A 13,416-nucleotide genomic window follows, 5' to 3' on the forward strand; every position below is an offset into this window, starting at 1 on the left:
CCACGCTCACGTGGCACCTGATCGGCGGACCCCGCTGCGGCAACGGCACGTGCGCTTCCGCACGCAGTGCCGCCCTAGCTACGCGGCCGACGCTCCGGCCACAACCACCCCCGGCGACGTCAACGGTGTGATGTACGAGTAACCGGTGGTCGTGTTCTTCGTGACCGACAACACGAGCTGCATGGATGGTTCGAGCGCGGTGACCTTGTCGAGCGGAGCCCCGACGATGAGTTGAAAGCCGAGGCCCTTCCACGCGGCAACGGCTCGGCCGGCGAATTCAGCGTCGGATTTGACGAAAGCCTCGTCGAGGAACACGGGCGCGAAGCGCGGCCGGGTGCGGCTTTCATCGCCGAGTTGGAAGCGCAGGGCTGCGCCGACCACGAAGGCCACGAGCTCCTGCGACTCGCCGCCGCTCTTGCCGCCGAGAGACGAGTAGGTGCTGACGCGGGTGCCGTCCTGAGTCACGCGAACGGCCGTGATCTCGACGTGCTGGCGCACATCGAGCAGGACATCGCGCTGGGACGTGGCGGTATCATCAGGCCGCCGAATCACAGCCATGAACTGCTGCAGCCGAGTGAAGCGGTCCTCGGTTTGATCGTCGGTGAATTCTTCCGTCGCGCCGGAGGAGAGAGCCTTGAGCTCCTTGCGGAACGCGCTCGCGTCGTCGCGGTGCAGTCGGCGCAGCGAAATCTGGAGACGGTCGCGGGTTGCGCCGAACGGCAGGGTCGCGAGGATCTCATTGATCGGTCGCAACCGGTCTTCGATCTCTTCAATGGCCGTGTTAAACGCGCCGGTGAGTGGCACGAGGTCCTGCCCGCTCCACGCTGAGAGCCGGCGCTTCCATTCCTGGCGACGCTCAGAGAGGCCGAGTGTGCGGATGGCATCGAGAATATCGGTGTAACTCGTGACCGATTCGAGCGCTACACCGATATTCGGGTCGGGCCACCGAGCCTGGTAAGTCTCGAAGATACCCATCATGGTGGCCCGGTCGCGGGCGGCACTGTCACGATCCTGCGCCGATTGATTGATCAGCCGCTCACGCAGGCGTTTCAGGCCGCCGGAGAAAGCGGCGAGGTCGTTCTGGTCGGTGACGCGCGCGAACTGCTCATCGAGGTGCAGAGAATGTTCCGGCGACAGGGTCAGCGCGCTGCTCTGTTCAATCTGTTCGAGTCGATCATTCACCGCGTCCTGTGCGTCGACGATGCTGGCCTGCTCGTCGTTGAGCACAGCCGCGGCCTGATCGGTGCTGTGCTTGAGTTTCTGGGCAGCATCGAGCTCGAGGGCGAGCCGGGCCTCTTCGATACTGAGAGCACGCAGAAGATCACTGCTGGCCAGCATCCGCTCTTGTTCCGATTTCTTGCCCTGAATGCGTTCGGCCGCTGTCGCAATGTCAATGGTCGACCAGTCGGTGTCGAGAATGTACTGATGAGCGGCCAGTTGGTCGCGCAGTTCACCGAGTTGCTCAGTAACAGCGGATGCCCGCTGCGCGATCGCGTCAGCGGCCAGCCCCTGCGTGGCCACCTCTACGGCAATGTCTTCGAGCCGGGCGCGGCTGGAAAACCCGATGATGGACTTCTGGCCGGTGTTCCAGCCATGGGCGCCACGGGAACCGTTGCGCGTCTGCCCGCTCGGCGTCACCCGGGCGCCCTCACCAACCAGCTCGGACGGGCTGGCCACGCAGAGCGCGTCGAGGTTCGACGACCGAAGGCGCGCCTGCACCCAGCTGCTAAACGGCGAGTCCTTCAGGTCGAGCTTGCCAGACACATACCGGGCGTCACCGGTCGCGGCCTGATGCTGCTTCAGTGCCACGCCCTCGAAGTGGATGCGCAGAGGCAGCTGCAGCGGGTCGATCGCCGCGCTCAGGTGCGCCAGACGCGTCTCATCGACGAGTAGAACCCGGACGACCGACGACAGGGTCACCTCGGCGGCCTGCCGCCACAGTTCCTCACCGGCGGCGATGTCGATGAGTTCGGCCACGAACGGCAGTTCCTCGGTCGGAATCCCCGCCGCTTCGGCGATCAGCAGCCGCGCCTGGTGCAGGGACTGTGGCACCAGGCTCTCGCGCCCGGTCAGGAATACGCGTTCCTTTTTGAGCGAGCGGATGCCCTCCTCCACGGGATACGCTTCACGCTGGAGTGCCGAGCGGGTCGTCTCCAGGGCAGACTCGGCGGCTGCAAACTCGGCGGCAAAGCGGTTGGCCTCCCGCTGGGCGGCCTCGAAGGAAGCAGCGGAATCGATCGGCGCCGCCAGAACGTGCACTCGCTGACGGAAATTTTCGTGTTCCCGCGCCGCATCGTCGCGCTGGTCACTGAGGTGAACGAGCTCGGTCTGCAGCCGTTCGAGCACATCGCCGCCGTTGTCGCGCTCCTGCCGTTGCAACTCGACAACCCGGATTTTCAGCGCGGTCTCGGCGTCACGGGCCTGGACGAGGGCGGCCTGGTTGTCGCGGCGAGCTGCCCGGTTGGTGTCGGCGGCATTCTCAAGCAGGGTGTGCTCGGTGAGCAGCTGCCACAGCACAAAGGGGGTGTCCCCTGCCCGGTGCACACCGAAGGTGTCGACCAGTTCAGCTTTGGCAGTCGCGGCCTCGTAAGCCTGGTGCAGTTCGGGCAGGCGGTCGAGCACCTGAGCCTTCTGCGCCTCGGCGACCATGGCACCGTAGGAACGTTCCAGGTCTTCGAAGTGGTCGACCGCCTTGTCGGCGGCAGCGAAGGTCGCAGGCTCTTCGAGCACCATCGACTTGTAGAGTCCGTCGACCGTTTTCACCTGCTGGCCGGCCTGGATGCGGGCGAGCAGGCGCAAAGCCTTGCCGCCCTCGCCGTTGGCGCCGATGCCGAGCCGGGTGTACAGCGTTTGGGCGAACGCCGCGTAGGTGTCGAACACCTCGAGGCCCTCGAAGCGGGCCTTGAGGGCGCGCTTGTCAAACCTGTTCTCGGCACAGGAGGCGAGGTCGCGTAGGTCGAGGTGTCCGTCGGTCGTGGCCATTTTCATGGCGACGTCGGCGAATTTATGGGCGCCACGCGGCACGAAGTAGGCTCGCAGCACGGTGAACCGGCGCTCGTTGTCGTCGATGAAGGTCATGGCGATGGCACCCCAGGTAGCCTCCTGCGCGCCCCGCAGCACCTGGTCGGTCAGCTCGCCGGTTGCCGCTTCCCGATTGGCGTCGGTCTTGCCACGCAGATAGGTCATCAGGTTACGTTGGTCGTGGCTTCGGGCTCGGCCGGAGCCGGCGTCGTTCGAGGCACCGTTGAACGGGGTGTCCGAGGGCATCATCAGCGCAAGGTAGGCGTCGAGCAGGCTGCTCTTGCCGGTACCTGACGCCCCGGAGACGAGCGTGGCCGCGGCGCTGAAGTCGATCGCGTGGTGGCCGTGAAATCCGCCCCAGTTGACCAGTTGCATGGATTCGGCTCGCCACTGGGTGGTGCCCTCGGTGGCACCATCGATGTAGAACAGCGGGGAATCGTTCATACGAGGGGCTCCAGGTGCGAGGCGGCGAGCGGTTGCGTATCTTCAGCACGGTTTTCCTGACGCAGCCAGTCCAGCAGTTCGCCGAGGCGTTCCACCGACAACAGCACTTCGATCACGGCCGAGATGCGAAACCGGTCTGGGTCGCTGGTCTTCAGCAGTACCCGTGCCTTGGCGAGGCTGTCGACCGCGGCAGCGGCCTTTCGGGCGTCACCGGAAAGGTCGGTGGCGTATTCCGGGCGAAAGTGTGCAACGTTCTCGACCAGGTTGTCCCGGTCGACGAGTACGATTTCCTGCCCGTTCGCCCGTTCGCTGCGAAAGCGCTGGCGCAGCAGTACGAGCAGAATTGTCTCCTCGCGGGTGTAGGCCACGTCGTGCAGCAGCGTCGGAAACCGTTCGCCGCCCTCCGCTAGGGCCTGCCTCTTGAAAGCGACCTCGTAATGGAGGTCGACGTGCAGGTCGAGGAAGACGTCGTTGAGGCGGGACTTGAGCAGGGTCTGCGACTGCAGCAGCGTCTGCCATTCGGCGGGCTGCAGGGCCGCCGAGATATAGCGGTGTTTCAACAGCAGCACGAGGGTGCGGCGCTGCGGGGCGCTCAGCCCGCCCTCGTCGCCCTCGAACAGGGAAAGGGTCTGGGGGTCGCTGTCGATGTCGGTAGCGGTGCCCTCAGCCGAAAAGTCGTCAATCATGCTGGGAACCCAAATTCTGGGCGGCCAGGGCCGCCATGTCGTCGTCGGTCAGGGTGCGGCGCGGCACGTCGAATACCCGCACCGAGCCATCCGGTCGTATCGTTTTAAAGCTCTCCAGCTCGGCCGGGCTGGTCGAAGCATTCAGCTGGGCGGCCAGTTGCAGCAGGCCGAGAATCTCGACCGGGCGGCGCAGGCTTGCACCGAACCCGTTGAAGGCGCTGCCGACGGATGCTGCCTCCCCCGCCCCGAAAGCGGCCACGAGGGCGTCGCGCAGATCTTCGAGCAGTGGCCCGCCCTGCAGGCGCAGGTCGCCGAGGCTCGGTGCTGTGGGAGCAGCGTCGGACACGTCGGCCAGCGCGGGCGGTCCGAGGTGGGCGACCGGATCGTAGAACCGTTCGCGCAGGTGTTCCACCTCGAGAGTGCCGGGCATGAGCTCGGTGGTGACAGTGGCGCGGGGGCCGGCGGTCTGCATCCAGACGGCAAGTTCGCGGTTGATGCCCCGCAGTACGAGCTCGAGCTCGCGATCTTTCACGACGTCGTGGTTGACAATGTGCTCGCGCAGGGTGGTCGTGAGCCCCTTGCGCTGGGTGAGAACGTCGTCGATGCCCTTGCGCAGCAGCATCACCGTGCTCATGAAGCTGCGCCGTTCGTTCAGGCTCAGTTCGAGGGCGAACGGATGCAGCAAAATCGTCTCCAGATCGTCCTTCAGACCCTGCATGAGAGTGTCGTTGCGCAGCAGGGTGAACGCGCCCTCGAAGGCGCGACCCTCAGCGGTCGAGGACATGAGGGCATCCGTTTTGGCCAGGTAGTCGTCGAGAACCTCGCTGATCGGGCGTTCCTCGCCGCGAAAGTCGTTGACGATCTGCCGGTGCATGGCCGCGACCGACTCCTCGACCCGTTTGAAGTCGCTTGGAAGCTGCTGGATAAGGTCGATGAGGTTGGCGTAGCCCTCGTGCATCTGCTCGTTCGAGGCCGCTTCGATAGCGCCGCCGCGAGCGAGACGATCGCGCTCGCTGGTCAGTTCGTCGATCTGCTGGTCGAGGCGGCGAACCCGCTCTTCGCGATCGGGGTTGGCCTCGGTGGCCCGGTGGCGCACGGTGTCGACGATCGTCGACAGCCTGGATTCGCTGATCAGCGCCCGATCGCGCGCGAGGCTGTCGACCAGAAGCAGGGCTTCGAGGGCGTGGCTGGTGAGCGAGTAATGTTCTTCGCTCCCGTCGCCCGCGTCGCGGACTTCGCGGTACAGCCAGAGGTCGTTCATCCACTGCACGCACAGGGCACGGCCGGTCTTCTCGGGGGCGTCGACACCGGTGCTGCGGAGGTCGGCGAGGTAGGCATCCACCTGGGCATGCAGCAGCTCGCACGCCACGCTGCGGCGGTCGCGGCTGAACGAGCTCTTGAACACCGCGAGCACGAACGGCGCCCATTTGCGGTCGAGCAGGCGCAGGGTGGGTTTGTCGAAGGCTTCGCGTACCCGCGCCAATTCGCTCGCAATATCACTCAATAGCTGGTTCCTCTCCAGCTCTCCACTTTAACCGACTGGGCAGGTTGCCCCTGACCCGCTCAGCCGAGCAGGCTCGGCCGCTTCCAGTCGGCGCCGTGCACGTGCTGCTCGAGAAAGGCAAAGACGGTCTGGTACCAGACGACGGCGTGCTGCGGCTTCAACACCCAGTGGTTCTCATCGGGAAAGAAGAGAAACTTGTGCTGGGTACTGCCGTCGGCATTGGCGTGGTGCTCGGCGAGCTCCGACCACAGTCGCAGGCTTTCGCCGATCGGCACCCGGTAGTCGTGGTCGCCGTGAATCACAAGCATGGGGGTGACAATGTCGCGCACGGCCTGGTGCGGCGAATTGTCAACCATGCCCTGCGTCGAAAAGATGCTCTGCCAGTATTCGGAGTTGTCGGTCGTGCCGTTGAACTGGTCGAGTGCCCAGAGGCTCGCGTGGCTGACGATGGCGCGGAATCGGTCGGTGTGCCCGGCGACCCAGTTGGCCATGTAGCCGCCGAAGGATCCGCCCATCGCTGCCGTGAGGGTCTCGTCAATCTCGGGGAGGGCTTCGGCGGCGTCGGTGATCGCGAGCAGGTCGGTGTAGGGCTTAACGCCCCAGGCATTCCAGCCGCGCGCAATGAAATCGAGACCGTAGCCGGTGGACAGCGCGGGGTCGGGCAACAGCACAGCGTAGCCGCGGGCCACGGCGAGCAGCGGGCTCCACCGCCAGCTCCAGGCGTTCCAGCTGTTCAGCGGTCCGCCATGGACCCACAGCAACAGCGGGGCCGGATGCTGCGCCGAGGCTCCGTCAGGCAGCAGCAGCCAGGCGCGCACCCGCGCTCCGTCCTCGGCGAGGGTCTCGACCTCGGTGATCGTGCCGGGAACGTCGGGCAGTGCGGCCGGTGTGGCCAGCGCGGTGACGGAGCCGGAACGGCTGATGCGCACCGGATGCGCCGGCGTGACCCACGAGGAGCGCAACGCCACGAGGTCACCGGTCTGGGCGTCGACGCACACATTGGTGTAGCTGAAGTCATCGGTGGTGAGCTGTTCCCGGACCCTGCCGTCGAGCGGGACCCGAAAGATGGGTCCGCGGCCGTTGTGGTCGGCGGTGACGATGAGGGACTGGTTGGATTCGCCCGGAGCGCCACCGTGCGGCGCGTCGAAGACCAGGCTGGTCGGCCAGCGGTCCCATTCGGCGGCGAGGCGGCGGGGGTGGCCGCCGTCGAGGTCGGCGACCCAGATTTCCTGGTCCGCCGGGCCTTCCGGGGTACTGACGGCGGACCTCACGAAGGCGATCAGTCGCCCGTCAAGGCTGATGGCGGGTGACTCGAAGTCGACCTTCGGTTCGTCGAACAGCGTGGTCTGGGTGCCGGTCGAAACGTCGATGGAGACCAGAACGAAGCGGCCGGAGCGCTGCTCGGCCACCCGCCGGGCCACGATGAGGGTTGCGCCGTCGGGGGTCAGTGCCTGGCCGGCAGTGTCCATGGTGCGACCGGGGTTGGGGGTGAGGTCTCGGGGACGTGGCAGATCGGCGGGGTAGGGAGCGGGGGCATCCGCTGGGGTAACGCTTGCGGGGCCGACGATCGTGTCCTGCAGGTCGGCGAGGTCGAGTGCAAGCAGGTGTGGCTCGGCGGGGCCGAGGTCGTGGTCCCAGTAACGCACCGGGTAGCTCTCGTGCAGAATGGCCACGACCTTCTTCTCGGTGCGTTCCGTGCGTGCGACCCTTTCCGATTCGAGGTCGAGGGCGCTCGGCAGCAGGTCGGCGGCGATCACAAGCGAGTTGGCGGCCGCGGCGACGGCGGCAATACCGGATACTCCCCCGGCGAGGCGAGTGATAGCGCGGGCCTCCCCGCCGGCGGCGGGCAGCAGCCAGAGTTGGGCGGCCTCGGTATCTTTTTCTGCACCAGCATCGGGCCGGCCGGAGACGAACAGAACGTCGCCCGAAGCGGTGAAAGCCGCCCCCGATTCGCCCTTAGCCGACCGGGTCAGACGGGTCGGAACCCCGGCGCCGTCGGCAGCGACCGACCAGAGTGCCCGCTCGTAGGTCGTGCGATCACGGGCGAGTGTGGCGACGGTCAGCACGACGCGTGCCCCGTCGGGTGAGAGGGTGAGACCTTCCACGCGGGGCAACGCGATGTAGTCGTCGAGGCTGGAAAATGGCGTGGTGTGCGACTCCGATGTCATGGTTGCAGGCTAGCGGATGCGCACGCTTGCCCTCGTTCTCACCCTGAGTGGCACCGTTTGTCTTAGGTGCGCCAGTACGGTTCGAGGCTGGGGGTGTTGGCGCGGTGGGTGTGGGCTGGCCGCCAGGTTTGGGTGGGGTCCCAGAGGAGGGGCCCGCGTATTTGGGGTCGGCCGTTGATGATGCGGATGTTCCAGCCGTTGGTGTCGATGGTGTGGTGGTGGAACCAGCAGAGGAGGGTGCCGTTGTCGATGGTGGTGGGGCCGTGTTTGCGCCAGGGGATGACGTGGTGGATTTCGCACCAGCGGGCGGGGATGATGCAGCCGGGGATGATGCAGCCTTCGTCGCGGGCACTGATCGCGGCTCGTTGTTTGGGGCTGAAGCAGCGCACTTTGTCGCCGAGGCGGAGGATGTCGCCGTTGGTGCCGATGATGACCTGTTGGGCGCCGCCGGCGCAGATGGCTTCTTTCACGCGGCGCATCGAGATGGGCGCTTCGATGCCGTCGATCCAGCCGACGCCGCGGCCCTGGTCGAGGTCGGTGGCGTTGATGTGGATCATGACGGTGGGGGCGGCGCCGCCCATGGTCGGGGTTTTCGGGTCGAGTGCGGCCGCTTGGAAAACGTCGCGGAGGATGTCGGCGCGTTTCTCTCCGGCGGTGCGGCGGTCGCCGTCGTAGCGGGGGTCGCCGGTGAAGGGGTCGGCGCTGAAACGTTCACCGTCCACGCTCGAGTCGCCGACACGCAGGCCGTCCAGTTCGGTGCCCGTGACAGTGCCAACGCCTGTGCTGTCGTCGGGTTCGGTGGGTTCAAACCGGGGAGTACGAGACCGGGCCGACAAATAGGTGTCGAAGAGGGTGTCCATGATGCCGCGCAGTTCCGGGGTGACGTCGGCGCGCAGCGGATAGAGGCCGTTGCGCAGCAGCCCGAACGTCACCGAGCTTTTCGCTTCGGCGAGGTCGTCGGTGGGGGCGGTGCCGTCGGGGTCGAGCCGGCCCTGCCATTCGAGGGCTTGCGCCCGCAGTAGGTCGGGAGCGAAGCGGATGCCTGCTCCGGGCAGCCCCGCGGTTTCGGGGGTGATCGCTCCGGTCGCCGACGCGACCAGTGCACGTTCCACCTGGTCGAGGTCGTCCTGCAGGACTTTCCCGTGCAGCGCGGTCAACGTGGTGGCGATGATTTCTGCCGACTCCACCCCGAGGTCGCCGCTGCTGAGTCCGGCGGCAATGACCGGGTACCGGGCCGGCACGGGCAGACCCAGCGGCGTGCGTTCGACCGTGGTCTCACCCAGCTTCAGGCGGCGTTTGGCTTCGCGGCCGGAGATGCCGGCGAGTTGGGTGATGAATTCGACCCGGTTGCGGCATCCGTTTTTGTAGGCGAGGGACCCGGTGCCGAGGTCGGTTTCGGCACGCACGCCGATGTCGGTGGTGGCGCGTAGCCTGGCACCATCAACCTTGCGGCCCAAACCCTCAAGCGCTGCCAGGACCGCGACAGCTTCAGCATCGTCCAGGTGACCAAACCGTGTTCCGTCTAAAACAGACCCCAGCAAAGCACCAGCCTGAGCAATGACCAAAACCCGAGAACCCTCGGGTTCCGGCACAGAGCCGGTGGCGGAGGGCGGGGCGGTGAGGGTCATGGCGTCGGTGCCTCCTTCACCCACAATTATAGCCTAAAACGCTCACAAAAACGAGAAGATCTCAGTAAATTGTGAAGTTTTTTTACGAGATACATACGATGCACGAAGGTTCGCTCGGCACGACGCCCCAGAGATTCGGTGCCCGGCTTCGTCCGCAGGCTCGTACGATCTCTAACCGCGTGTTCAGGTCAGCGGCGCCATGATCATGAGCGACCGAGCGGCGCGTCCCCCACCAAATAGAGCCGCTGCGTGGCCCGCGTCATCGCTACATAGAGTGCGCCGGCGCCACGCTCGGAGGCCGCAAGAATGGCAGCCGGGTCGACGACGATGACCGCGTCGAATTCCAGCCCCTTGGCATCCTGCGGCGTGAGCAGCGCTATCTCGCGGCTGAGACCAAGCGCACCGACGCCGAGCAGATCGCCGAATTCAGCGCGCAGGGTTGCTTCAAGGTCATCGAGTCCGGCGTCGACGACGATCACGGCGAGGGTGCCGCCGGCGCCGAGCGCTAGGTCACGGCGCACTGCGACCGCGGTCTCCGTTACCGTTTCAACCGGCCATTCGCTGGACCGCACCGTGCGGGACGGCGTGATCGGCAACCGGTGCGACATCGCGACAGTTTCGGCCGCCGTAGCGATCTGGCTCGGCGTGCGATAGTTCACGGTCAATTCCTCGAGCCGCCAGCGGTCCGCCTCGGGCGAGCCCTCGAGCACCGGCTGCAATGCCTCTTTCCAGCTGGCGGATGCCGCAGCACTCGCCGCCTGCGCGATGTCACCGACGATCGTGAACGACCGGCGCGGACCACGCCGCAACACCAAGCGCCACTGCATCGCCGAGAGTTCCTGCGCCTCGTCGATGACGACGTGACCGTAGGTCCAAGTGCGATCGCGCGCGGCACGCTCGCTGGTCGTTGCGCGTTCATCGAGTTCGGCGAAACTGGCGGCGAGGTCTTTGGCGTTGACCAGGCCCTTCACCTGCATATTTTCAATGGCCGTTTCGGCATTTTCTACGTCGCGCTTGCGCTGTTCCTTGAGCGCACGCTTCTTCGCCTGGTCGACCGCGTTATATTCACCGAGCAACTCCGCCGCCTCATCGAGCAGAGGAATGTCGGAGATCGTGAACTCGGCGTCCCGCGGACGCGCCAGCAGCTTGCGCTGGGCGAATCGCCAGCGCGGAGTCAGCTCCTCGAGCCACTGCGGCCTCGCATAAAGATCTTGCAACAGTTTTTGCGGCGTGAGCGGCAGCCAAGCGGTATTGAGCGCGATGCGCACATCGTCGGCCAGGCGCAGGTCTTCGCGCAGCATGGGCAGGTCGGTGTCGTCCATCGAACGGCCCTGGCTCTGCAGCTGCTCGAGCCACACCCGAGAAAGCGCGTTGATAGCGGTCTTCACGAAGGTGACCCTGGCCTCGTTGTGAGTCTTACCGGTGCCGCGGGCGCGCGCAATCGCATTAGCCACGAGGTCGGGCTGCAGCACGATGCGGTCACCGTTCACCACCAGCTGCTGCGGGGCGGAAGGAGTGCGCTGCCGGGAATGCACGGCCCGCGCGATGAGATCGGCCATGAACGACTGACCCTTCAGTGCCGCGACGGCCGGGGCATCCTCTCTGGTCGCTTCAACGCCGGGAAAGAGCTGGCCGACCGAGGCCAGCACGACACCGGTCTCGCCCAGGGAGGGCAGCACAGCCTCGATGTACTGCAGAAAGGAACGTGACGGGCCGATGATGAGTACGCCGCTGTCGCGCAGGCGATCCCGGTGCGTGTAGAGCAGGTAGGCAGCGCGGTGCAGCGCCACGGCGGTTTTTCCGGTACCGGGACCGCCCTGCACGACAAGAACACCGGCCAGTTCTGAGCGGATGATGCGGTCCTGCTCAGCCTGAATGGTTGAGACGATATCGGACATGTGGCCGGTGCGCTGCGCGGTGAGCGCCGCGAGCAGGGCGCCCTCCCCCTGGTGTGTGCTGGCGTCAGGGTCGGCGAGCAGGGCGGCATCGAGAATTTCGTCTTCGATGCGGATGATATCGCGCCCCTTGGAGAGCAGGTGGCGGCGGGCCCTCGCGCCGAGCGGCGTGGCGGCGGTGGCCTGGTAGAAAGCGCTCGCCTGCGGCACGCGCCAGTCAAGCAGCAGCGGCTTGTGATCTTCGTCACGCAAACCCACCCGGCCGATATAGCGGTAGACCGAGTCGCCGGAGTCATCTGGTACGGTTTCGAGCCGGCCGAAGGCAAGTCGGTCGTCGACCTCGCGCAGTTGCACGATACGGTCCTCGTAGAGGCGGGCGAAGGTGTCGCGTTCGCTACGGCTTTGGTGGTTACCGCCGACGTCGAGGCGGCGCACTGCTTTCAGCTGACCCTCGGCCTCTTCCTGCAGCGCGTCGAGCCGCTCATACAGCGCCCGAACATAGTCCTGCTCTCGAACAAGCTCCTGGTCGATCACGCACGCTCCCCTTAAACCGAAGTCCCTAGTTTAGTCGCGGTCAGTGTGAGCTTGGCTGTGTGTATTGAGCCGCTGGGAAAGGCCTGGCACGCTTCGTTCCCTGAGATCTTGATCGGTGAACGTCATCTCGGCCATCTTGCACGCAAGTGACGAGGACATTCCTCTGTGCCGGAGATCCTGCTCGTTGGTAAATACGCGCGCGTAACCGAAGGCCTTCCGGTCATCCTGTTGGACCGTACCGTTTATCCCCCGCGTCACCGCGCATTTTCTCAGGCGGGGCATACGGGAATCGCGCTCCCGCGGAACTAGGCGGATCGTCGTTGGCGTTCCCCATACGCCTGGTGCGTGAGCACCTCGTGACGGAAGGCAGGGCGATCTCGTCTCGCCCCCGCACGGCAGGATGAGAGTCCAATAGTTCACGAACTCGGCGCAGGAGTGATGCTCGTGCGTCGCCGGCCAGGGTGATGACGTAGCTCCGAGATGCCACGAGATCCATCAGCGCCGCGGGTGTGAGCACGTGCTCCCACAAGAAGTCCGCACGAACAATCGGTGCGAATTTTCCACCGACATCGGGACTTTCGCTGTTCATGTCCAACTCGATCCCTTGGTGCATGAGTCGGCCCAGCTGAGCGACCCAGTCCTCACGCTCGTCGCGAATGTTCCAAAGCAGACCGAGATTTCCGCCGGGACGGAGAACGCGTGCGATCTCCGGGCCGGCTCGTTCAACATCAACCCAGTGCCAGGTTTGCGCTAACAGAACGGTGTCGACGGCGCCGGGGGTCAGAGGAACATCCTCGGCTCGGCCATCGAGCACTGAGACGTGCGGCAACCGCCGCGACAGCTCCTTGCGCATGCCTGCTGACGGCTCGACGGCGACCACGTCGAGGCCCCTCTCGACGAGCTGGCAAGTGAGCTGACCGGTGCCTGCGCCCAAATCGAGGACCTGTCGTCGTGCGGCAACACCCACTCGACAGCCTCAAACGGGTAAGACGGACGCCCTCTTTCGTACTCAGCGGCGGCCGCGCCAAAGGAACCCGCCTGGACGTTTCGAGCATTACTGCTTGCCATGACGTGAGCCTTGCACGGCTGGCCTGGTCATGTTTCCATGACCCGCGCTGGCTTTTACGAGCGCCACCTGCGGTAGATCGGCTCGTTCGAGACGGTCGCACAGAAATTGACTGAGCGACTATATCTACTGACATTCGATAGATAGCTATTGATACTCGATAGATGAGCTCGAATACGCCTCGGACCTCGCATGCTGTGACGGTAGCGACCTGGATGTCGCTCGGCCTCCTAGCCGTCGTCATCGTTGTCGGCGGAATCCTGCTGTTTCCCGTTTCTGCTTCGCCGCGCGGTCCTCATGCAGGTCGAACTCGACGAGGTCCTGTAGTGGCCGTAAGGATCCTCACTGGCCTTGACCCCGTTGTGTGGACACCTCACAAGAGAGAATGTTCACTATGGCAAGATCACGTCGGGACTTCACCCCTGAGTACAAAGACGAGGCCGTGAAGCTGGTCGTCACCACGGGCAGAG

General features: G+C 65.4%; 7 protein-coding genes. All 7 read right to left on the reverse strand.

Features of this window, described 5'->3' with window-relative positions; genetic code table 11:
- Positions 1-78: 78 nt before the first annotated feature.
- The 7 genes from E3T51_RS16575 to E3T51_RS16605 all read right to left on the reverse strand — a co-directional run bounded on the left by E3T51_RS16575 (position 79) and on the right by E3T51_RS16605 (position 12,847).
- Positions 79-3,465 (reverse strand): ATP-binding protein, encoded by a 3,387-nt coding sequence (locus tag E3T51_RS16575; RefSeq protein WP_134530819.1) that lies wholly within the window; start codon positions 3,463-3,465, stop codon positions 79-81.
- A complete protein-coding gene (locus E3T51_RS16580) occupies positions 3,462-4,151 on the reverse strand; it encodes a DUF4194 domain-containing protein (protein ID WP_134530820.1) in 690 nt (229 codons plus the stop codon). The genes E3T51_RS16575 and E3T51_RS16580 overlap by 4 nt, the downstream gene beginning before the upstream one ends.
- The gene (locus tag E3T51_RS16585; RefSeq protein WP_166806526.1) at positions 4,144-5,655 is read right to left on the reverse strand and encodes a DUF3375 family protein; all 1,512 of its coding nucleotides are present in this window, start codon (positions 5,653-5,655) and stop codon (positions 4,144-4,146) included. Before E3T51_RS16585 ends, E3T51_RS16580 begins: the two co-directional genes overlap by 8 nt.
- A gap of 59 nt (positions 5,656-5,714) precedes the next feature.
- Positions 5,715-7,823, reverse strand: a complete 2,109-nt coding sequence (locus E3T51_RS16590) for a S9 family peptidase (RefSeq protein WP_134530822.1) — start codon at positions 7,821-7,823, stop codon at positions 5,715-5,717.
- Positions 7,824-7,885: 62 nt separating this feature from the next.
- Positions 7,886-9,451 carry an HNH endonuclease signature motif containing protein gene (locus E3T51_RS16595; protein WP_166806527.1) on the reverse strand — a complete coding sequence of 522 codons (1,566 nt, stop codon included), beginning with the start codon at positions 9,449-9,451 and terminating at the stop codon, positions 7,886-7,888.
- 203 nt (positions 9,452-9,654) lie between these two features.
- On the reverse strand, positions 9,655-11,880 hold the full coding sequence (locus E3T51_RS16600; RefSeq protein ID WP_134530824.1) for a HelD family protein: 2,226 nt from the start codon (positions 11,878-11,880) through the stop codon (positions 9,655-9,657).
- Positions 11,881-12,100: 220 nt separating this feature from the next.
- Positions 12,101-12,847: a class I SAM-dependent methyltransferase gene (locus tag E3T51_RS16605; protein WP_198417902.1), complete on the reverse strand. Its 747-nt coding sequence runs from the start codon at positions 12,845-12,847 to the stop codon at positions 12,101-12,103.
- Positions 12,848-13,416: the final 569 nt, after the last annotated feature.

The sequence above is a fragment of the Cryobacterium serini genome (assembly GCF_004404025.1).
GTDB lineage: Bacteria > Actinomycetota > Actinomycetes > Actinomycetales > Microbacteriaceae > Cryobacterium > Cryobacterium serini.

Coding starts and splice junctions, on each gene's coding strand:
- E3T51_RS16595 (WP_166806527.1), bottom strand. CDS start 9,451: ATGACCCTCACCGCCCCGCCCTCCGCCACCGGCTCTGTGCCGGAACCC.
- E3T51_RS16580 (WP_134530820.1), bottom strand. CDS start 4,151: ATGATTGACGACTTTTCGGCTGAGGGCACCGCTACCGACATCGACAGC.
- E3T51_RS16575 (WP_134530819.1), bottom strand. CDS start 3,465: ATGAACGATTCCCCGCTGTTCTACATCGATGGTGCCACCGAGGGCACC.
- E3T51_RS16590 (WP_134530822.1), bottom strand. CDS start 7,823: ATGACATCGGAGTCGCACACCACGCCATTTTCCAGCCTCGACGACTAC.